Here is a 21,540-nt window from a genome sequence, read left to right as displayed (position 1 = left end):
GCCTTCCCTCGCCTCATCACTTCGTTGCGATCAGCTTGTTGATCGCCGCTTCGACGGTCATCGTCTCGCGCTCGCCAGTCTTGCGGTCCTTGACCTCGACTTCGCCGTTGGCGATCGAACGCGGGCCGACGATGATCTGGACCGGCACGCCGATCAGGTCCGCAGTTGCGAACTTCGCACCGGCGCGGTCGTCCGTGTCGTCGAGCAGTGCTTCGAATCCCGCCTTGCCGAGTTCGGAGTAGAGCGTCTCGCAGGCGCCGTCGCAAGCGGCATCGCCCGCTTTCATGTTGATGATGACGCCATCGAACGGCGAGATCGACTTCGGCCAGATGATGCCGTTGTCGTCATGCGACGCTTCGATGATCGCCGGCACGAGGCGGGTCGGGCCGATGCCGTAGGAGCCCATGTGCACGGCATGCTCCTTGCCGTCTGGGCCGAGAACCTTGGCGCCCATGGCTTCGGAATACTTGGTGCCGAAGTAGAAGATGTGGCCGACCTCGATGCCGCGGGCCGACAGGCGGTCGCCTTCAGCAACCGCATTGAAGGCGGCCTCGTCGTGCATTTCCGATGTCGCGGCGTAACGCGAGGTCCACTTGTCGAAGATCGCCTTCAGGCCGGCGACATCCTCGAAGTTGGTTTCCTCGCCCGGAATATCGAAGCCGAGGAAGTCCTTGTGGCAATAGACCTCGGATTCGCCGGTGTCGGCGAGAATGATGAATTCGTGGCTGAGGTTGCCGCCGATCGGGCCGGTGTCGGCACGCATCGGAATGGCGCGAAGACCCATGCGCGCAAACGTGCGCAGGTAAGCCGCGAACATGCGGTTATAGGCGTGTTCTGCCCCTTCGCGATCGAGATCGAAGGAATAGGCGTCCTTCATCAGGAACTCGCGCGAGCGCATGGTGCCGAAACGCGGACGGATCTCGTCGCGGAACTTCAGCTGGATATGGTAGAGGTTGAGCGGCAGGTCACGATAGGACTTCACGTAGGACCGGAAGACGTCCGTGATCATTTCCTCGTTCGTCGGGCCATAGAGCATCGGCCGGTCCTGGCGATCCTTGATGCGCAGCATCTCCTTGCCGTAGGCGTCGTAGCGGCCGCTTTCCTGCCAGAGCTCTGCGGACTGCAGCGTCGGCATCAAGAGTTCGATTGCGCCTGAGCGGTTCTGCTCTTCGCGGATGATCGCATTGACCTTGTCGAGAACCCGCTTGCCCAGTGGCAGCCAGGTATAGATGCCCGAGGACTGCTGCCGGATCATGCCGGTACGGAGCATGAGGCGGTGGGAAACGATTTCCGCTTCCTTAGGATTTTCCTTCAGGATGGGCATGAAAAAGCGGGACAGGCGCATGACGGGTTCCAGAACTTGATGAACGTCGCACTATCGGCGGATTCGGGCGAAATGACGTTGAGCTCGGGTGCCTTCTTCGCCGGTAGACTGGCAAGGGCGACCGTTGCTTCTCGGGGTCGAGCTCTCCATTATCCATCGCCGGCAAAGCCAGCGTGAACCTTTATGAGCCTTGCGTTCATATCTGCTTCGCAGGCGGAAGAAAACCCTACTCTCTGGCCATCGCCGGAAAGTTCGGAGCCACTGATTTTGAGGGGAAAAGACCGGAAAAGCCTGCGTCAAAAGAGCACGCTAGTAACAAGATTACGACAGGAGTTGTCAACGGGAATATTTTACCCAACTGTAGCAAAAATGCAAAAAAACAGGATGACACAGCTTAATGTTTGGGCTAATTTCGGCTCACAAAACAGGCATGAAGACTAAATTCTTGCCGACTTTCGCGGTCAAGTCTTGGGAGGATAAGATCTTAGGCGCGCTTCGTCGCTGCCGCCGGAAACGGATTAGGATCACGCGAAACTTGAAAAACAAGGCTTTTAGCCTTGTTTTTTTTTGCTTTTCTCGACCTCGTCGCGAGCACGAAGCAGATGTAAAAATTGAACTATGTCAATTCGGCGGCGGTCAACCCTGCAATTGCGCTGGTTCCACCCACAGCATCGCGCGCGGCGTCATCATGACGCAGAAATCCAGCGCTCTGCATCCTGAAAACTCTTCGGTCGCCTTGCGATTGGGCTCAGCCCATCCGCCTTGCCGAAATTATCAATAGAATTTCGGATAAAACCGCGGAATGGAATCGATCCCGTAGCCAAGTTTGACGGAGACGATATACCAGGCGAGCTGGATGACAGCCGCAATCGCCGTGGTCAAAAACACGACCCGTTTCGCATTGAACTTGGCCGGCGCGCTTTCGACGCTTCCCGGGACGACGCTGTTTTCTTCCGCTTGCGTGCGCACTCCCAAGGGAAGAACGGCAAACAGCGTGATCCACCAGATGATGAAGTAAATAGCAAAAGTTGAAAACAGTGGCATTTCCGGCTCCCGGTGAAGGCGATCGACGTAACGACCGCAGGCCGTTTCGCCGCGACTTCCGCGACATTCTGTCCGCCTTATAGCGCCGCCTGCCCGATCAGACAAACGCGCATCGCGCGGTCAACTGTCACACCTCTTCAAGTTCGATCAACGTACCCTGGAAATCCTTGGGGTGCAGGAAAAGCACCGGCTTGCCATGCGCACCGATTTTCGGCTCGCCGTCCCCCAGAACGCGAGCTCCGGCCGCACGCAGCGCGTCGCGTGCAGCGAGGATATTGTCCACCTCGTAGCAGATGTGATGCATCCCGCCCGAAGGGTTCTTCGCCAGGAAAGCGGCGATCGGTGAGGTCTCGCCGATCGGCTCCAACAGCTCGACCTTGGTGTTGGCCAGCGTGACGAACACAACGGTTACGCCGTGTTCCGGCAACGTCTGCGGCTCGGTGACGGATGCACCAAGCGTCGAGCGGTAGCTTTCGGCGGCGGCGGCAAGATCCGGCACGGCGATGGCGATATGGTTTACTCTTCCGAGCATTGCGATCCTCCCGCGTCCTGTACCGGCCCCGCTTACACTGCCGCGGGGCGACCGCCAATCAGACTTTGGTGACGAACACCGTTACAATCGGCTTCTTGCCCCACGTCTGGTTGGCTGTGCTGCGAACGGCGCGGCGAACCGCCTCCTGCAGCATGGCCAGATCCTTTCGCTTTGCTCGCGGAATGCTCTCGACCGCACCGAGGATCGCGTCATAGAGCGTATCCTCCATGTCTTCGCCCTCGTCATCGAATTCCGGCAGACCGATCGCCACGATGTCCGGGTCACCAAGGAAATCGTAGCGGCCGTCGAGAACGACGTTGACGGCGACGTGCCCTGCGAAGGAGAGCTTGCGGCGTTCGCCGATGCCCATCTCTTCGAAATCGCCGATGAGGTTGCCGTCCTTGTAGATGCGGCCATGCGGCGCTTCGTCGATGACCTCGGCCGGGCCTGGTGCAAGACGCAGCATTTCACCGTTTCGAAGGCGCGGAACGCTGGCGATGCCCGACTGCTGACCGAGTTCGGCATGGGCCGTCAGATGCGCGGCTTCGCCATGAACCGGAACGAGAATCTGCGGGCGCAGCCATTGATACATCTGCTGCAGTTCGGTGCGGCGGGGATGACCGGACACATGCACCAGCGCTTCACTGTCGGTGATGATGTGTATGCCCTGTTCGACCAGACCATTCTTGATGTCGTTGATCGCCTTCTCGTTGCCGGGGATGGTGCGCGAGGAGAAAACGACCGTATCGCCGGCGGAAAAGGCCACGTTGCGCATCTCGTCGCGGGCAATCTTGGCGAGTGCTGCCCGAGGCTCACCCTGGCTACCGGTCAGGATGACCACGACCTTGTCGCGCGGCACGTAGCCGAACTCGTCTTCGGCAAGGAAAGGCTTGATGCCTTCCATGAGGCCGAGATCCGCAGCCACGGCGACGACCCGCTTCATCGAACTGCCGAGCAGCAGCACGTCCCTGCCCGCCTCTTCCGCCGCCTCGGCGATCGAGCGGATGCGCCCGACATTCGAGGAGAAAGTCGTTATCGCGACCCGGCCTTCGGCGTTGGCGATAATCTTCGTCAGGCTCTCGGAGACTTCCTGTTCCGACGGCGAAACACCATCGCGCATCGCATTGGTGGAATCGCAGATGAGCGCCAGCACGCCTTCGTCGCCAATCTGGCGGAAACGCGTCTCGTCGGTCAGGGGCCCGAGCGACGGATGCAGGTCTATTTTCCAGTCGCCGGTGTGAACGACAGTGCCGACCGGCGTGCGAATGATCAGCGACATCGGCTCGGGGATCGAATGGTTGACGCCGACCGCCTCGATCTCGAACGGGCCGACATTGATGCGGTCGCCCTGCTTGAAGATCGTCACCGGGATCTCACTGCGGCTTCTCTCGAAATCGCGCTTGGCTTCCAGCATGCCTGCCGTGAACGGCGAGGCATAGACCGGAACGTTGAGGCCCGGCCACAGATCGTTCAGGCCACCGTAGTGGTCCTCGTGGGCATGGGTAATGATGATGCCCTTGAGATTGCGGCGCTCTTCCGCCAGGAAGCTGATATCTGCGAGAACCAGATCCACGCCCGGAAGGTCCGGCCCCGGAAAGGTGACGCCGCAATCGACCATGATCCACTGGCGGCTTCCAGGCCGTCCGTAGCCGTATAGGCCAAGATTCATGCCGATTTCGCCGACGCCGCCGAGCGGCAAGAACACCAGTTCTTCTTCTTGCGCCATATTGTAATGCGCCCTTGTTCTAGGAATTATCCGAAAAATACGTCGCCGGCGGCAATCGCGTGCATCGTGCCTGACCCGGTATCGAGCATCAACCGCCCGGTCTCATCAATACCGGCAAAGCGACCCGAAAGCGACCGGTCCGGCAGGTTCACAGTTATCGTCTCACCGATGCCGCGGGCGGCGGATCGCCACTGTTCTATGGTCTTTGCAATACCTGCGCCGCGCTCCCACAGCGACAACGTCTCCGCCATCGTCATGAACAGCCGCGCGAAAAGTTCGTCCGGAGAAACCGTAGCGCCTTCGCTCTTCAACGAGGTCACGGGATAGAGGGCCTCATCCGGCTGGACGGCAATGTTGATGCCACAGCCAATGACCAGTGCCTGGCGCCCATCTGCAAGCGCCTCACCTTCGAGCAGGATGCCGCAGGTCTTCTTGCCGTCGATGAGAATATCGTTCGGCCATTTGATCTCGACCGGTGCAGCGCCCGGCGGCATCACCTGGCGGATTGCCCGGTGCACGGCAACAGCAACGGCGAGCGGCAGGGAATGCAGATGCTCGATCGGCGCCGGATCAATCAGGAGAAGCGATGCGTAGAGATTGCCAGGTTCTGAAAACCAAGCGCGACCGCGGCGTCCCCGGCCACCGGTCTGCCTGACAGCCGTGACCCAGAGATTGCCCGGATCGCCCTGGCGCGCGCGCGCCAGGCATTCGCTGTTTGTCGATCCGACCGCATCGAGAGCGACGTGCCGGAAATCGTCGGGCGATATCCGGCCGCCGCTTTCAAGGGCGATCAAAAGAAGGTCCGCGCCGCGGCCTCGGCAGCGCTTCCAAGCGGACCGCCGATCAGGACGTATCCAAGGACGAACAGACCCGAGAGACCGAACACCAGTTTCAGTTCGCCAGCCGTGCGGGCGAACTCGCCCTTGGCGTCGTCGAACCACATCACCTTGATGACGCGCAGATAATAATAGGCGCCGACAACGGATGCGAGGACACCGATGATGGCGAGTGCATAGAGCTGCGCTTCGATCGCGGCCATGAAAACGAAGTACTTCCCGAAGAAGCCTGCCATCGGCGGAATGCCGGCGAGCGAGAACATCAGGATGGTCAGTACGGTCGCCATGAAGGGGTTCGTCTGCGAGAGACCAGCGAGGTCGTCGACGTTTTCAACGTTTTCGCCTTCCTTGCGCCGCATCGCCAGGATGCAGGCGAAGGTGCCGAGCGTCATGACCATGTAAATGAGCATGTAGAGCAGCACGCCGCGAACGCCCGCCATCGAGCCGGCGGCAAGGCCGACCAGCGCATAGCCCATGTGGCCGATCGAGGAATAGGCCATCAGGCGCTTGATGTTCTTTTGACCGATCGCCGCGAAGGAACCGAGCAGCATCGAAGCGATCGAGATGAAGACGATGATCTGCTGCCAGTCGGCAACAACGGGTTCAAAGGCATTGATGACGATACGCACGAGGATCGCCATGGCCGCAACCTTCGGCGCCGCCGCGAAGAAGGCGGTGACCGGCGTCGGCGCGCCTTCGTAAACATCCGGCGTCCACATGTGGAACGGCACGGCCGAGATCTTGAAGGCGAGACCGGCGAGCACGAAAACGAGACCGAAGATAAGGCCGAGCGAACGTCCCTCTGCGGTCAGCGCAGCGGCGATCTGGGTAAAGCCGGTGTGACCGGTGAAGCCGTAGATCAGCGACATGCCATAGAGCAGCATGCCCGAGGAAAGCGCACCGAGCACGAAGTACTTGAGGCCAGCTTCGGTCGAGCGGATGCTGTCGCGGTTGATCGCAGCGACGACGTAGAGCGCCAGCGACTGCAGTTCCAGCGACAGGTACAGCGACATCAGGTCGTTGGCCGAGATCATCAACAGCATGCCGAGCGTTGCCAGCACCAGAAGCACCGGGAACTCGAAGCGATCAATCTGGGCGGAACGCGCGTGACCGACTGTCATCACCAGTGCCGTGATCGAACCGATCAACGCCAACACCTTCATGAACTTGGCGAAGGGATCCGAGAGGAAGGCGCCGCCATAGGCCGAGCCTTCGCCGGTCTTTAGCACGAGCCAGAGACCGGCGATGATCAGAACGGCAACCGCAAGGCCGGTGACCGTCGACGCCGATTTTTCGCCGGCAAACACGCCGATCATCAGCAATGCCATCGCGCCGACCGCGAGGATCAACTCGGGGATCGAGAGTTGCAGGCTTGCAAGGAGGGTTTCAGCAGTCATGTCCAATCACGTCCTGTGGTCATTGCACCGAAAGCGCAACGTTTTGCGCTGCCTGCAGGGCTGCGGAGTAGTTGTTGACGAGCAGATCCACGGAAGCCGCGGTCGCATCGAAGATCGGTGCCGGATAGACGCCGAAAAAGATCGTCAGGATCACCAGCGGATAGAGGATCGCCTTTTCACGACCGGAAAGGTCGAGCAAAGACTTCAGACTTTCCTTCTCCAGGGCACCGAAGACGACCCGGCGATAAAGCCAGAGGGCGTAGGCGGCCGAGAGAATGACGCCCGAAGTAGCGAAGAGCGCAACCCAGGTGTTGACACGAAAGGCGCCGACGAGGGTCAGCACTTCACCAACGAAGCTAGACGTGCCCGGCAAGCCAACGTTGGCCATGGTGAACACCATGAAGGCGACAGCATACTTCGGCATGTTGTTGACGAGGCCACCATAGGCCGCGATCTCGCGGGTATGCAGACGGTCATAGACGACGCCGACGCAAAGGAAGAGTGCGCCGGAGACGATGCCGTGCGAGAGCATCTGGAAGATCGCGCCCTGAACGCCCTGAACATTGGCGGCGAAGATACCCATCGTCACATAGCCCATGTGCGCAACCGACGAATAGGCGATCAGCTTCTTGATGTCCGTCTGCATCATCGCGACCAGCGAGGTGTATATGATGGCGACGACCGAGAGCGTGAAGACAAACGGCGCGAAGTAGTCGGATGCCAACGGGAACATCGGCAGCGAGAAGCGCAGGAAGCCGTAACCGCCGAGCTTCAGGAGGATGCCGGCCAGGATGACCGAGCCCGCCGTCGGCGCCTGAACGTGCGCGTCCGGAAGCCAGGTGTGAACCGGCCACATCGGCATCTTCACGGCGAAGGAAGCGAAGAAGGCAAGCCACAGCCACGTCTGCATCTGGCGCGGGAAGTTATAGGCGAGCAGCTGCGTGATGTCGGTGGTACCGGCCTGCCAGTACATCGCCATGATCGCGAGCAGCATCAGCACCGAGCCGAGCAGCGTATAAAGGAAGAACTTGTAGCTAGCGTAGACGCGGTCCTTGCCACCCCAGACACCGATGATGAGGAACATCGGGATCAGGCCGGCTTCGAAGAACACGTAGAACAGCACGATATCGAGCGACACGAAGACGCCGATCATGAACGTTTCCAAGACCAGGAACGCGATCATGTACGCCTTGAGACGTTTCTCGATCGACAGCCAGCTTGCGAGCACGCAGAACGGCATGAGGAAGGCCGAGAGCACGACGAAGAGCACCGAGATGCCATCGACTCCGAGATGGTAGGAAATGCCGGTGCCGAGCCACTCGTGCTTTTCGAGCATCTGGAAGCCGGGGTTCGAGGCATCGAACTGGTACCAGATGTAGACCGACACCGCGAAGGTGAAGATCGTCGTCAGCAGCGAAACGTTCAGGATGTTCCGGCGGCCGTAGGCGCTGTCTTCCCTTGTGAGCAAGAGAAGCAGTACGCCGACGAGCGGCATGAAGGTGACCGCGGAAAGTACGGGCCAATCGGTCATCAGAAGGAACTCCTGAACATCATCCAAGTAACAAGCGCGGCAATGCCGATCAGCATCGCGAACGCGTAGTGATAGAGGTAACCAGTCTGCAGGCGGACAACGCGGTCTGTGACGTTGAGCACACGCGCGGCAATGCCGTTCGGGCCGTAGCCATCGATCACGCGGCCGTCGCCTTCCTTCCAGAGGAAGGTGCCGAGCCACTTGGCCGAGCGCACGAACAGCAGATCGTAGAGCTCGTCGAAGTACCACTTGTTGAGCAGGAACTGGTAGAGGCCACGGTGCTGGTCCGCCAGATACTTCGGCAGTTCCGGCCGGCGGATATACATGTACCAGGCGGTGAAGAGGCCGAGCGCCATGGCGCAGAACGGGCTCCACTTAACCCACAGCGGTACGTGGTGGTACTCCTCGAGGATCTCGTTCTCCGCCGAGGTGAACAGCGCACCCTTCCAGAACTCGGCGTAGTGATGGCCGAAGAAGTAGTCGTGGAACAGGAAGCCCGCGACCAGTGCGCCGGCGGCGAGAATGTAGAGCGGCACCAGCATGACCTGCGGCGACTCGTGCACGTGATGCATGACATCCGACGACGCACGGGGTTTGCCGTGGAACGTCATGAAGGCCAGGCGCCACGAATAGAAGCTCGTGAAGAGCGCGGCGACCACCAGCAGGGCGAAGGCGAAACCGGATACCGAGCTATGCGCAGCAAAGGTCGACTCGATGATCGCGTCCTTCGAGAAGAAGCCTGCCGTACCGAAGAGCGTACCAGGAATACCGACACCGGTCAGCGCGATCGTACCGATGAACATCATCCAGTAGGTGACCGGGATATGCTTCCTAAGGCCACCCATGTAGCGCATGTCCTGCTCGCCATCGACGGCGTGGATGACCGAACCGGCACCCAAGAACAGGAGGGCCTTGAAGAAGGCGTGCGTGAACAGGTGGAAGATCGCTGCGCCATAGGCGCCGACGCCGAGCGCCACGAACATGTAGCCAAGCTGCGAGCAGGTCGAATAGGCGATGACGCGCTTGATGTCGTTCTGGACGAGACCGACGGTCGCTGCGAAGAAGGCGGTGATGGCACCGATGATCGTCACGACGGTCAGTGCGTCCGGCGACAGTTCGAAGAGCGGCGACATGCGGGCGACGAGGAAGACGCCGGCGGTAACCATGGTTGCGGCATGGATAAGAGCCGAAACCGGGGTCGGGCCCTCCATCGCGTCCGGCAGCCAGGTGTGCAGCAGGAACTGCGCCGACTTACCCATCGCGCCCATGAAGAGCAGCAGGCAGGCAGCGGTGATCGCGTCAGCCTTGTCGAGATGCATACCGAACAGGGTGACAACCGCCTCCCCTGCTGCAGCGCCTTCGGCCGGCAGATAGGTCTGGGCGGCGGCGAAGATCGTCTCGAAGTTGACCGAGCCGAACAGCACGAAGACGAGGAAGATGCCGAGCGAGAAGCCGAAGTCGCCGACGCGGTTGACGATGAAGGCCTTCATCGCGGCAGCATTGGCCGACGGCTTCTTGTACCAGAAGCCGATGAGCAGGTAGGACGCGAGACCCACACCTTCCCAGCCGAAGAACATCTGCACCAGGTTGTCCGACGTGATGAGCATGAGCATCGCGAAGGTGAAGAGCGACAGATAGGCAAAGAAGCGGGGACGATGCGGATCATGGTGCATGTAGCCGATCGAATAGACATGCACGAGCGTCGACACCGTGTTGACGACGACGAACATGACCGACGTCAGCGTATCGACGCGGAACGCCCATTCGACATCGAAGCTGCCGGACTGGATCCAGCGCAGCACCGAAACCTTGATCATCTCCTGGTGGCCCAGGGCGACGTCGAAGAAGACGTACCAGGACAGCGCAGCGGCGATGATCATCAGACCGCAGGTGACATATTCCGATGCCTTGGCGCCGATCGAAGTACCGAAGAGGCCGGCGATCAGAAAGCCGATCAAAGGCAGGAAGACGATAGCCTTGATGATGGTATCCATAGCCCAATCAGCCCTTCATCATGTTGACGTCTTCAACAGCGATCGAGCCGCGGTTGCGGTAGAAGACGACGAGAATTGCAAGTCCGATGGCCGCTTCCGCAGCCGCGACGGTCAGGATGAACAGGGCGAAGACCTGGCCAGTGATGTCATTCAGGAACGCCGAGAAGGCGACCATGTTGATGTTGACCGCAAGAAGAATGAGTTCGACCGACATCAGGATAACGATGACGTTCTTCCGGTTCAGGAAAATGCCGAAGACGCCCAGCGTGAACAGGATGGCGCTGACGGTGAGATAGTGGGAAATTCCGATTTCCATTTTATGTTCCTCGATCTCGCGTCCGACTTAGATGCCCTGGCCCGGCTTGACCGAGACCACTTCGACGGCGGTCTCAGGCGTACGGGCAACCTGCTGCGGGATATTCTGGCGCTTGATGTTTTCGCGGTGGCGCAGGGTCAGCACGATCGCGCCGATCATGGCGACGAGCAGCACAAGGCCAGCGATCTGGAAGAAATAGACGTAGTGCGTATAGAGCACGTCGCCGAGGGCTGCCGTGTTCGTCCGCTCCGTCACGGCCGGGATCGGCATCGAAATCGCCTTGGCGATCTCAGGCGAGAACGTTGCGCCGCCAACCACGATGATGAGTTCGGCGGCGAGGATCAGGCCGATCAGCGCGCCGATCGGCGCGTATTCGAGCACGCCCGCCCGCAATTCCGCGAAGTCGATGTCGAGCATCATGACGACGAACAGGAAGAGCACCGCGACCGCACCGACATAGACGACCAGCAGGATCATCGCGAGGAATTCGGCGCCGGTCAGCAGGAACAGGCCTGCCGAGTTAAAGAAGGTCAGGATCAGGAACAGAACCGAATAAACCGGGTTCCTGGCCGCAATGACCATAAATGCCGACGCCACCGCGATGAAGGCAAAGAGATAGAAAAAAAGAACCTGCAGACCCATGATCGGTGCCTTCTTCGTCTTGCACGGCGTGAGGCGCTTCGGGCCCCACTCCACAGGCAAAGCCGGACACGCGTCCGGCCGTTGCCCAAACCTATGTCACATGCACCGCCCTCCCCGGGGCGGCGCTACGCTCTGGCCTCAGCGATAGGGCGAGTCCATTGCGATGTTGCGGGCGATTTCGCGCTCCCAACGGTCGCCGTTGGCGAGGAGCTTGTCCTTGTCGTAGTAAAGCTCTTCGCGCGTCTCGGTGGCGAACTCGAAGTTCGGGCCCTCGACGATGGCATCAACCGGACAGGCTTCCTGGCAGAAACCGCAATAGATGCACTTCACCATGTCGATGTCGTAGCGCACCGTACGGCGGGTGCCGTCGTTGCGGCGCGGGCCGGCTTCGATGGTGATGGCCTGTGCAGGACAGATCGCCTCGCACAGCTTGCAGGCGATGCAACGCTCTTCACCATTCGGGTAGCGGCGCAGCGCATGTTCGCCACGGAAGCGCGGGCTGACCGGTCCCTTTTCAAAGGGGTAGTTCAACGTCGCCTTCGGCTTGAAGAAATAGCGCATCGACAGAAAGAACGCGCCGACGAATTCCTTCAGGAACAGCGAGCTGACGGCTTGCGAAAGACCGGCCATCATTTACCTCCAGAATTGCCGGCCTGGGAGCGACCGGCGGTATGCTGCCAAACGTGAGCCATCGTCATGCGGCTCCCGTCAGCTTGAGAACGAATGCAGTGATCACGACCATTGCAAGAGAGATCGGCAGAAAGACCTTCCAGCCGAGGCGCATCAGTTGGTCGTAGCGGTAGCGCGGAACGAAAGCCTTCACCATCGCGAACATGAAGAACACGAAGGATGCCTTCAGAACGAACCAGATGATGCCGGGAACCCAGTTCAAGAACCAGACGTCGACCGGAGGCAGCCAGCCGCCGAGGAACAGGATCGTCGTCAGCGCGCACATCAGGCAGATGGCGGCATATTCGCCGAGCATGAACATCATGTACGGAGTGGAGCCGTATTCGACCATGAAGCCGGCGACGAGTTCGGATTCGGCTTCAGGCAGGTCGAAGGGCGGGCGGTTCGTTTCGGCAAGCGCCGAAATGAAGAACACGATGAACATCGGGAACAGCGCCAGCCAGTGCCAGTCGAGGAAGGATGCCGGCAGGCCGAGGTTCGTGCCGATCCCGGTGGACTGCGCGTTGACGATGTCCGTCAGGTTCAGCGAGCCGACGCAGAGCAGGACGGTAACGATGACGAAGCCGATAGAGACTTCGTAGGAGACCATCTGAGCCGCGGAGCGAAGCGCGCCGAGGAAGGGATATTTGGAGTTCGACGCCCAGCCGCCCATGATGATGCCATAAACTTCAAGAGAAGATATGGCGAACACGAAGAGGATGCCGACGTTGATGTTCGCGATCACCCAGCCGGCGTTGAGCGGGATCACCGCCCAGGCGGCAAGCGCTAGCGTCACGGAGACGAGCGGTGCGAGCAGGAAGATCGCCTTGTTGGCGCCAGCCGGAATCACCGGCTCCTTGAAGACGAACTTCAAAAGGTCGGCGAAGGACTGGAAAAGCCCCCACGGGCCCACCACATTCGGACCACGGCGGAGCTGAACTGCAGCCCAGATCTTACGGTCGGCGAGCAGAATGTAGGCGATGAAAAGCAGCAGCGCGACCAGGAGCAGCAGCGACTGGGCGACCATGATGAGCGTGGGCCAGACATAGGTCGAAACGAAAGCGTCCATGATACTCTATTCCCTCGCGCTCATTCCGCCGCAGCTTTGAAGTTGTTGCGTGCCAAAGCCGAGCATTCGGCCATGACGGCGGATGCGCGCGCTATCGGGTTCGTCAAATAGAAGTCTTTGACCGGAGACGCAAACACGGATTTGCCCATCTCACCGGCTTTTTGGCCGAGTGCGGCAATTTCGTCGCCGTTGCCGGTCGCGATCGCGTCGACATCAGCGAAATGCGGGTGGGCCGCATAAAGCTTCGAGCGCAATTCGGCAAGCGAATCAAAGGGCAGCTTCTTGCCGAGAACGTCGGAGAGTGCGCGAATGATCGCCCAGTCCTCACGCGCATCGCCCGGTGCGAAGCCGGCGCGGTTGCCGACCTGAACACGGCCCTCGGTGTTGACCCAGGTGCCGGACTTTTCGGTGTAGGTCGCACCCGGCAGGATGACGTCGGCGGCATGTGCGCCGTTGTCGCCGTGCGAACCGATATAGACGGTGAAGCCGGACTTGCGACCGGCAAGGTCGATCTCGTCGGCGCCGAGCAGGAAGAGAACGTCGGAAGCGGTGACCATTTCGGCCGCCGACTTGCCGTTCGCACCCGGAACGAAGCCGAGATCGAGACCACCGACGCGGGAAGCAGCCGAGTGCAGAACGGCAAAGCCGTTCCATTCGGCAGTAACCGCACCGACGGCACCCGCGAGCTTGGCAGCGGCAGCAAGAACGGTAGCACCGCCCTCCCCTGCAATCGCGCCCTGGCCGATGAGGATCATCGGGCGCTGCGCCTTCTTGAGCGTCGCGGCAAACTTGCCCTTGCCGGAGACGAGCTCGGCGAGCGTTTCGGTGCCGGCGCCGAGATATTCGTATTCGTAGCGCAGCTCACCCGGCTCGCCGATGACGGCGATGGGGAAGTTGCCCATGCGGTAGCGCTTGCGGATACGGGCGTTGAGGACCGAAGCTTCGAAGCGCGGGTTGGAGCCGATGATCAGCAGCGCATCAGCGCTTTCGATGCCGGCAATGGTCGGGTTGAAGAGGTAGCTGGCGCGGCCAAGCGACGGATCGAGCGCTGCGCCGTCCTGGCGGCAGTCGACACTCTCGGAGCCGAGCGCAGCAATCAGCTGCTTCAGTGCGTACATTTCTTCGACCGAAGCGAGGTCGCCGGCAATGGCGCCGATCTTGTCGCTGGAGGTATTGGCAACGGCCGCCTTGACCGCCTGGAAGGCTTCGCCCCAGGTCGCCGACTGCAGTCGGCCGTCCTTCTTGACGTAAGGACGATCGAGGCGCTGCGTCTTCAGGCCGTCCCAGATGAAGCGGCTCTTGTCGGAGATCCACTCTTCGTTGATGTCTTCGTTGACGCGCGGCATGATGCGCATGACTTCGCGACCGCGGGTGTCGACGCGGATCGCCGAACCGAGCGCGTCCATCACGTCGATGGATTCGGTCTTGTTCAGTTCCCACGGACGGGCGGTGAAGGCGAATGGCTTCGAGGTCAGCGCGCCGACCGGGCAGAGGTCGACAACGTTGCCCTGCAGCTCGGACGTCATGGCCTGCTCGAGATAGGTGGTGATCTCGGCGTCTTCGCCGCGGCCGATCAGGCCGAGTTCGGCGATGCCGGCAACCTCAGTGGTGAAGCGAACGCAGCGCGTGCAGTGAATGCAGCGGTTCATCACGGTCTTGACGAGCGGGCCGATATACTTGTCTTCGACGGCGCGCTTGTTTTCCTGATAGCGCGAGCTATCGATGCCGAAGGCCATCGCCTGGTCCTGCAGGTCGCATTCGCCGCCCTGGTCGCAGATCGGGCAGTCGAGCGGGTGGTTGATCAGCAGGAATTCCATCACGCCTTCGCGCGCCTTCTTGACCATCGGCGTGGTCGTGAAGACTTCCGGCGTTTCGCCGTTCGGGCCCGGACGCAGGTCGCGCACGCCCATGGCGCAGGAAGCGGCGGGCTTTGGCGGCCCTCCCTTCACCTCGATAAGACACATGCGGCAGTTACCGGCGACCGACAGCCGCTCATGGAAACAGAAGCGCGGAACTTCGGCTCCGGCCTCTTCGCACGCCTGAAGCAGCGTGAAATGATCCGGTACCTCGATCTCTTTTCCGTCGACTTTCAGCTTTGCCATCTTCGTACTCAATCCTGTCTTCCGTCCATCGGCCTTCCGGCGACGGACAATTCCAACACAGCCTTGCTGCTTGCGGGCGATGACCGTCTCAGGTCCCCGCCCCTATTGTCTCACGCGCCCTTCAGCGCCTTGGCCTGTCCAACCCAATCGTCCCGCTTGATCCGCCCACCGAAACCGAGCTCGTCGTCAAAGCGAACAATGTCCGCCTCGCTCCAGCCGGCGATATCGGCAAAACCGCGAATGCCTTTTGCGTTCAGCACCTGCTCGAGCTTCGGACCGATGCCGGAAATCCGCTTGAGGTCGTCGGCGGCTTTCTGCTTGACGCGCGTGGCGCGAGCCTTGACCACCTTCTCGACGGCAACATTCTCAACGGCCGGCATTGCCGCAACACGTTTTGGCGAAGCGGCGGGCTTCACGACCGTTTTCGCTTCCGCTTCTGCCGGGAGCACCGTCTCGGCGACAACGGTGGTTGCGTCCTGCTCTGCCGGTTCCACCCGCTTCTGCGCTGCCTCGACCGCACCCCGCATCGCGCCGAACATCGCGCCAGCAAAATGGCTCGTAAGGCCGAAGCCGATTGCGGTAGCTGCGGCAACTGCCGCAGCTGGATGAACCATCAGCGGATGTAGCGGCATTTGCGGCAGGCCCTTCATCCATTCGGCCATGCCGAACGGATCGGCCGGATCGCCGCCGAGCGGACGTGCGAATGGAATGCCTGTTTCGGCCTGCCCTTTCATCTGTCCCTCCTCGCGTGCGCCGGCCATCGCCTGTTACTCCGCCGCTTCCAGAACCGCGCCATGCGACGAGGCATTGCGCGTGTATTCGTCGATGCGCTTTTCCATTTCCGGACGGAAGTGCTTGATCAGGCCCTGGATCGGCCAGGCGGCTGCGTCGCCAAGCGCGCAGATCGTGTGGCCTTCCACCTGCTTGGTGACGTCGAACAGCATATCGATCTCGCGCTTCTGGGCGCGGCCCTGAACCATGCGTTCCATCACGCGCATCATCCAGCCGGTGCCTTCGCGGCACGGCGTGCACTGGCCGCAGCTCTCGTGCTTGTAGAAGGCCGAGAGACGCCAGATCGCCTTGATGATGTCTGTCGACCTGTCCATGACGATGACGGCGGCGGTTCCAAGACTGGAACCGACTTCGCGCAGCCCGTCGAAATCCATGATCGCGTCCTTCATCTGCGCGCCAGGCACGCAAGGAACGGACGAACCACCGGGGATGACGGCGAGCAGGTTGTCCCAGCCGCCGCGGATGCCGCCACAGTGCTTTTCGATCAGCTCGTGGAACGGGATCGACATCGCGTCTTCGACCGTGCACGGGCGATTGACGTGGCCGGAGACCGAATAGAGCTTGGTGCCGTGGTTGTTCGGGCGACCGAAGCTCGTGTACCAGCCGGCGCCGCGGCGCAGGATGGTCGGAGTGACGGCGATCGACTCGACGTTGTTGACGGTCGTCGGGCAGCCGTAGAGACCCATGTTGGCCGGGAACGGCGGCTTCAGGCGCGGCTGGCCCTTCTTGCCTTCAAGGCTTTCGAGCAGGGCCGTCTCTTCGCCACAGATATAGGCGCCGGCGCCGTGGTGCACGTAGATGTCGATGTCGTAGCCGAGCTTGTTGTTCTTGCCGAGCAGGCCGTAGGCGTAGCACTCGTCGATCGCCGCCTGCAGCGCCTCGCGCTCGCGGATGAACTCGCCGCGCACGTAGATGTAGGCGACATGTGCGCCCATGGCGAAGCTGGCGATGACGCAGCCTTCGATCAGCGTGTGCGGATCGTGACGCATGATGTCACGGTCCTTGCAGGTGCCGGGCTCGGACTCGTCGGCATTGACGACGAGATAGTGCGGACGGCCGTCGCTTTCCTTCGGCATGAAGGACCACTTGAGGCCGGTGGGGAAGCCGGCGCCGCCACGACCGCGAAGGCCGGAGGCCTTCACTTCGTTGACGATCCAGTCGCGGCCCTTTTCGAGCAGCTGCTTGGTGCCGTCCCAGTGGCCGCGCGCCATGGCGCCCTTCAGGGACTTGTCCTTGAGGCCGTAGATGTTGGTAAAGATGCGGTCTTCATCTCTGAGCATAATTCACCTCTTTACCGCGGCTTCTTGCCGAAGACCTTGATGTATTCGGCTTCGCCGCCCTTGGCGAGCGCCTTGGCCTGCTTGACCCAGTCGTCGCGTTCGATGCGGCCCTTGAAATTCAGGTATCCATCGACCCACTCGCGCTCCGCCTTCTTCCACGAAGCAACTTGCGTATAGGTGTAGATGCCCAGTTCGTTCAGCGTGCCCTCGATCTTCGGACCAACGCCCGAGATCAGCTTGAGGTCATCGACGGCAGCCGGTTTTTCGATGCCAGCCGGACGGTTCTTGTCCTCGAGCGACGGCTTGCCGGGAGCGGCGGCCGCCTTGGCGGGCTTCGACTTGTCGACGGTGTCGCCTTCGACCTTGGCGTTGGCAGCAGCCTCGGCCTTTGCCGTAGCCGGCGTCTTCAGGGAAGCATTGGTCTCGCTGGCAGCCGTCTTGACACGGCCGGCGTTGGACGGCGGCACGGAAACGGCCGGGGCATCGCTCGCCACCTTCTTCGCGCTGGTCGCGGCCTTGGCCGGAGCCGCATCCGCAAGCATCAGGGTCGTCGGGCCGCCTTCCGGAGCCGAGTAAATGCGGTCGATCTGCGGACCGGGGGTGACTTCGGCACCCTTGCCTGCTTCGAAACGGTCGATGATCTGCTCGAGTTGCTCGGGCGTCAGGTCTTCGAAGGTATCCTTGAAGATCATGACCATCGGCGCGTTGACGCAGGCACCCTGACATTCGACTTCTTCCCAGGAGAGCGTGCCGCTCTCGTTGAGCGTGAAGGGATCGTGGGCGATCTTGCTCTTGCAGACCTTGATCAGGTCTTCGGCGCCACGCAGCATGCACGGCGTCGTGCCGCAAACCTGAACGTGCGCACGCGTACCGACAGGCTTCAGCTGGAACTGGGTGTAGAAGGTCGCGACTTCGAGCACGCGGATATAGGCCATGCCGAGCATGTCGGCGATCGACTCGATGGCGGCCTTCGTGACCCAGCCGTCCTGGTCCTGAGCGCGCATCAACAACGGGATGACGGCGGACTGCTCACGACCCTTGGGGTATTTCTTGATCGTTTCCTTCGCCCAGGCGGCGTTCTCCTTGCTGAAGGCAAAGCTCGCTGGCTGGACGGTGTCTTCGGCTAGTCGACGAACGGACATTCTAGTGGACACCTTATCAGTTAATCGAACCGCACCGCGATTTCGTCACCGAGACGAATTCGCAGGCATAGGCTGACTGGTCTTTCTGCAAAAATACGATGTAGCGCGTGCCATTGGCGACCGCGGCCTTGATCTCGTAGCCCTTGGCCACGAGATCGGCCATCGAGCCCCCGCGCATGCCGCCCGACGTCGCACCGCTATCGACCGACTCCTGTGCGGAAGCGGTCGATGCAAGCGCGAGAAGAGCAAGCGTGGCCAGGGGCACGAGACGCATCAGCGGTCCACCTCACCGAACACGATATCGAGGGAGCCCAGCACGGCCGAAACGTCGGCAAGCTGGTGTCCCCGACAGAGGAAATCCATCGCCTGGAGATGCGCGTAACCCGGCGCACGGATCTTGCAGCGATAGGGCTTGTTGGTGCCGTCGGAGACGAGATAGACGCCGAACTCGCCCTTCGGCGCTTCGACGGCGGTGTAAACTTCGCCGGCCGGCACGTGATAGCCTTCGGTGTAGAGCTTGAAGTGGTGGATCAGCGCTTCCATCGAGCGCTTCATCTCGCCGCGCTTCGGCGGAACGATCTTGCCGTCGAGCGACGAAACCGGGCCGACCTTGGCATCGCCGAGCAGGCGATCGACGCACTGGCGCATGATGCGTGCCGACTGGCGCATTTCGATCATGCGGATCAGGTAACGGTCGAAGCAGTCGCCGTTCTTGCCGATCGGAATGTCGAATTCCATGTCGGAATAGCATTCGTAGGGCTGCGAGCGGCGCAGGTCCCAGGCAGCACCCGAGCCACGCACCATTACGCCCGAGAAGCCCCAGGCCCAGGCGTCATCGAGCTTGACGACGCCGATATCGACGTTGCGCTGCTTGAAGATGCGGTTGCCAGTCAGGAGCTCGTCGATGTCGTCGACGGTCTTCAGGAACGGATCGATCCACTTGCCGATGTCTTCGACCAGCTCGTGCGGCAGATCCTGGTGGACGCCGCCCGGACGGAAATAGGCGGAGTGCATGCGCGCGCCGCAGGCACGCTCATAGAACACCATCAGCTTTTCGCGCTCTTCGAAGCCCCAGAGCGGCGGCGTCAGCGCGCCGACGTCCATGGCCTGCGTGGTCACGTTCAAGAGGTGCGAGAGAATGCGGCCGATTTCCGAGTAGAGGACGCGGATGAGTTGGCCGCGGATCGGCACTTCCGTGGCCGTCAGCTTCTCGATCGCCAGCGCAAAGGCGTGCTCCTGGTTCATCGGCGCCACGTAGTCGAGGCGGTCGAAATAGGGCACGGCCTGCAGATAGGTCTTGGTCTCGATCAGCTTCTCGGTGCCGCGATGCAGCAGGCCGATATGCGGATCGACGCGCTCGACGATTTCGCCATCAAGCTCGAGCACCAGACGAAGAACGCCGTGCGCCGCCGGATGCTGCGGACCAAAGTTGATGTTGAAATTGCGGACGTTATGTTCGGTCATACCGATTGCTCCAGGCCGGACGGTAGCCGTTCAACGGCTACCGCGGGCCATTTAGTCTCACCGTGCTTTCGCTTTCTCGTCGCCGGGCAGGACGTAATCCGTGCCTTCCCAGGGAGAGAGGAAGTCGAAGTTGCGGAATTCCTGCTTCAGCTCGACGGGTTCGTAGACGACGCGCTTGGCTTCGTCGTCGTAACGGACCTCGACAAAACCGGTGACCGGAAAGTCCTTGCGCAGCGGATGTCCTTCGAAACCGTAGTCCGTCAGGATGCGGCGCAGGTCCGGATGGCCGGTAAACAGGATGCCGTACATGTCGTAGGCTTCACGCTCGAACCAGTCGGCGCCGGGATAGACCGGCGTCGCCGACGGCACAGGCTCGTTCTCGCCGGTCTGGACCTTGATGCGCACGCGCAGGTTCTGGCGCGGCGACAGCAGGTGATAGACGACATCGAAACGGTCCGGCCGCTGCGGCCAGTCGACGCCGCAGACATCGACGAAGTTGATAAATGCACAGTGCACGTCGTCGCGCAGGAAGGTGAGCAGCGCGATGAGGTTCGCCGACGTCGTCGTCAGCGTCAGCTCGCCATAGTTCAGCGACGCATCGGAGATCAGCGCACCGCGCGTTTCGCGCAGGTAGGACGCAAGCTCGTTCAGGGCTTCACTCATATCAAAGACCCCCTGCCCTTAGCGCTCGATCGTGCCGGTCCGGCGGATCTTCTTCTGCAGCAGGAGCACGCCGTAAAGCAGCGCTTCTGCCGTGGGAGGACAGCCTGGCACATAGATATCGACGGGAACGACGCGGTCGCAGCCGCGGACAACCGAATAGGAATAATGGTAGTAACCGCCACCGTTGGCGCAGGAGCCCATCGAGATGACGTAGCGCGGCTCCGGCATCTGGTCATAGACCTTGCGGAGCGCAGGCGCCATCTTGTTGGTCAGCGTACCAGCGACGATCATGACGTCGGACTGACGCGGTGAGGCGCGCGGCGCGAAACCGAAACGCTCGGCGTCATAACGCGGCATCGACATCTGCATCATCTCGACCGCGCAGCAGGCGAGACCGAAGGTCATCCACATCAGCGAGCCGGTACGGGCCCAGTTGATGAGCTCATCCGTTGAGGTGACGAGAAAACCCTTGTCGGCGAGTTCGTTGTTGATCTCGCCGAAGAATGCATCATTGCTGCCAATCGGCTTGCCGGTGGAGGGATCGATGATCCCCTTCGGCTTGGGCGCAACGAGCGTAGTGCCGGATGCTGCTAGTTCCATTCCAGCGCTCCCTTCTTCCATTCATAGATAAAGCCGATCGTCAGCACACCGAGGAAGACCATCATCGACCAGAAGCCGAACCAGCCCAGTTCATGGAACGAAACCGCCCAGGGGAAGAGGAAGGCCACTTCGAGGTCGAAGATGATGAAGAGGATCGACACGAGATAGAAGCGGATGTCGAACTTCATGCGGGCGTCATCGAACGCATTGAAGCCGCACTCGTAGGCCGACAGTTTTTCCGAATCAGGAGCCTTGAAGGCGACGGCGAAGGGAGCAATTAGAAGCGCCACACCGATCACCAATGCGATTCCAATGAAAATCGCGATCGGAACGTAGGAACCGAGAAGTTCAGTCATTGTTATCCGTCCCTGCCTGCGGGAGGGCGCATGGGAGAGCGCCAGAACAACAGATCTCGCA

The 21,540-nt window shown here is 61.0% G+C and carries 21 protein-coding genes; all 21 read right to left on the bottom strand.

Translation table 11 applies throughout. From position 1 onward, the window contains the following. Nucleotides 1-16 precede the first annotated feature (16 nt). The 21 genes from proS to V7S54_RS18845 all read right to left on the bottom strand — a co-directional run bounded on the left by proS (nt 17) and on the right by V7S54_RS18845 (nt 21,479). A complete protein-coding gene (gene proS / locus V7S54_RS18945) occupies nt 17-1,345 on the bottom strand; it encodes a proline--tRNA ligase (protein WP_065374600.1) in 1,329 nt (442 codons plus the stop codon). Between the two features lie 753 nt (nt 1,346-2,098). Then, nucleotides 2,099-2,368, bottom strand: a complete 270-nt coding sequence (locus tag V7S54_RS18940) for a DUF1467 family protein (protein ID WP_065374599.1) — start codon at nt 2,366-2,368, stop codon at nt 2,099-2,101. A gap of 127 nt (nt 2,369-2,495) precedes the next feature. Further along, the gene (mce, locus tag V7S54_RS18935; RefSeq protein ID WP_065374598.1) at nt 2,496-2,900 is read right to left on the bottom strand and encodes a methylmalonyl-CoA epimerase; all 405 of its coding nucleotides are present in this window, start codon (nt 2,898-2,900) and stop codon (nt 2,496-2,498) included. Nucleotides 2,901-2,958: 58 nt separating this feature from the next. Next, nucleotides 2,959-4,626, bottom strand: a complete 1,668-nt coding sequence (locus V7S54_RS18930; protein WP_057252310.1) for a ribonuclease J — start codon at nt 4,624-4,626, stop codon at nt 2,959-2,961. A 26-nt stretch (nt 4,627-4,652) separates the two neighbouring features. Continuing rightward, nucleotides 4,653-5,417 (bottom strand): biotin--[acetyl-CoA-carboxylase] ligase, encoded by a 765-nt coding sequence (locus V7S54_RS18925; RefSeq protein WP_065374658.1) that lies wholly within the window; start codon nt 5,415-5,417, stop codon nt 4,653-4,655. Further along, nucleotides 5,417-6,859 (bottom strand): NADH-quinone oxidoreductase subunit NuoN, encoded by a 1,443-nt coding sequence (gene nuoN, locus V7S54_RS18920; RefSeq protein ID WP_065374597.1) that lies wholly within the window; start codon nt 6,857-6,859, stop codon nt 5,417-5,419. The genes V7S54_RS18925 and nuoN overlap by 1 nt, the downstream gene beginning before the upstream one ends. A gap of 19 nt (nt 6,860-6,878) precedes the next feature. Next, nucleotides 6,879-8,390: an NADH-quinone oxidoreductase subunit M gene (locus V7S54_RS18915; protein WP_065374596.1), complete on the bottom strand. Its 1,512-nt coding sequence runs from the start codon at nt 8,388-8,390 to the stop codon at nt 6,879-6,881. Next, entirely contained in the window at nt 8,390-10,384 is a 1,995-nt protein-coding gene (nuoL, locus tag V7S54_RS18910) for an NADH-quinone oxidoreductase subunit L (RefSeq protein WP_065374595.1), read from the bottom strand. Before nuoL ends, V7S54_RS18915 begins: the two co-directional genes overlap by 1 nt. Before the next feature lie 7 nt (nt 10,385-10,391). After that, on the bottom strand, nt 10,392-10,700 hold the full coding sequence (gene nuoK / locus V7S54_RS18905; protein ID WP_034803568.1) for an NADH-quinone oxidoreductase subunit NuoK: 309 nt from the start codon (nt 10,698-10,700) through the stop codon (nt 10,392-10,394). A gap of 27 nt (nt 10,701-10,727) precedes the next feature. Further along, complete coding sequence (locus tag V7S54_RS18900) at nt 10,728-11,342, bottom strand: NADH-quinone oxidoreductase subunit J (RefSeq protein ID WP_065374657.1); 615 nt, start codon at nt 11,340-11,342, stop codon at nt 10,728-10,730. A 138-nt stretch (nt 11,343-11,480) separates the two neighbouring features. Then, nucleotides 11,481-11,972 carry an NADH-quinone oxidoreductase subunit NuoI gene (gene nuoI / locus V7S54_RS18895; RefSeq protein ID WP_025426590.1) on the bottom strand — a complete coding sequence of 164 codons (492 nt, stop codon included), beginning with the start codon at nt 11,970-11,972 and terminating at the stop codon, nt 11,481-11,483. A 64-nt stretch (nt 11,973-12,036) separates the two neighbouring features. Continuing rightward, nucleotides 12,037-13,080, bottom strand: coding sequence for an NADH-quinone oxidoreductase subunit NuoH (gene nuoH / locus V7S54_RS18890; RefSeq protein ID WP_065374594.1), 1,044 nt, complete (start codon nt 13,078-13,080; stop codon nt 12,037-12,039). Nucleotides 13,081-13,100: 20 nt separating this feature from the next. Further along, on the bottom strand, nt 13,101-15,182 hold the full coding sequence (nuoG, locus tag V7S54_RS18885; RefSeq protein WP_065374593.1) for an NADH-quinone oxidoreductase subunit NuoG: 2,082 nt from the start codon (nt 15,180-15,182) through the stop codon (nt 13,101-13,103). Between the two features lie 110 nt (nt 15,183-15,292). Next, nucleotides 15,293-15,943: an NADH:ubiquinone oxidoreductase gene (locus V7S54_RS18880; RefSeq protein WP_065374592.1), complete on the bottom strand. Its 651-nt coding sequence runs from the start codon at nt 15,941-15,943 to the stop codon at nt 15,293-15,295. A 6-nt stretch (nt 15,944-15,949) separates the two neighbouring features. Next, nucleotides 15,950-17,254, bottom strand: coding sequence for an NADH-quinone oxidoreductase subunit NuoF (gene nuoF / locus V7S54_RS18875; protein ID WP_058321494.1), 1,305 nt, complete (start codon nt 17,252-17,254; stop codon nt 15,950-15,952). 11 nt (nt 17,255-17,265) lie between these two features. Next, complete coding sequence (locus V7S54_RS18870; RefSeq protein WP_065374591.1) at nt 17,266-18,396, bottom strand: NADH-quinone oxidoreductase subunit E; 1,131 nt, start codon at nt 18,394-18,396, stop codon at nt 17,266-17,268. A gap of 16 nt (nt 18,397-18,412) precedes the next feature. Continuing rightward, nucleotides 18,413-18,670 carry a hypothetical protein gene (locus V7S54_RS18865; RefSeq protein WP_065374590.1) on the bottom strand — a complete coding sequence of 86 codons (258 nt, stop codon included), beginning with the start codon at nt 18,668-18,670 and terminating at the stop codon, nt 18,413-18,415. After that, entirely contained in the window at nt 18,670-19,860 is a 1,191-nt protein-coding gene (locus V7S54_RS18860) for an NADH-quinone oxidoreductase subunit D (RefSeq protein WP_065374589.1), read from the bottom strand. The genes V7S54_RS18865 and V7S54_RS18860 overlap by 1 nt, the downstream gene beginning before the upstream one ends. A gap of 57 nt (nt 19,861-19,917) precedes the next feature. Further along, nucleotides 19,918-20,523, bottom strand: coding sequence for an NADH-quinone oxidoreductase subunit C (locus V7S54_RS18855; RefSeq protein ID WP_057252333.1), 606 nt, complete (start codon nt 20,521-20,523; stop codon nt 19,918-19,920). 18 nt (nt 20,524-20,541) lie between these two features. Next, the gene (locus V7S54_RS18850; protein ID WP_057252335.1) at nt 20,542-21,123 is read right to left on the bottom strand and encodes a NuoB/complex I 20 kDa subunit family protein; all 582 of its coding nucleotides are present in this window, start codon (nt 21,121-21,123) and stop codon (nt 20,542-20,544) included. Further along, nucleotides 21,114-21,479, bottom strand: a complete 366-nt coding sequence (locus V7S54_RS18845) for an NADH-quinone oxidoreductase subunit A (protein ID WP_034803593.1) — start codon at nt 21,477-21,479, stop codon at nt 21,114-21,116. The genes V7S54_RS18850 and V7S54_RS18845 overlap by 10 nt, the downstream gene beginning before the upstream one ends. Nucleotides 21,480-21,540: the final 61 nt, after the last annotated feature.

The organism is Ensifer sp. CCNWLY38 (genome assembly GCF_037120565.1).
GTDB classification, from domain to species: domain Bacteria; phylum Pseudomonadota; class Alphaproteobacteria; order Rhizobiales; family Rhizobiaceae; genus Ensifer; species Ensifer adhaerens_H.
This window is presented reverse-complemented; position numbering and strand designations above follow the sequence as displayed.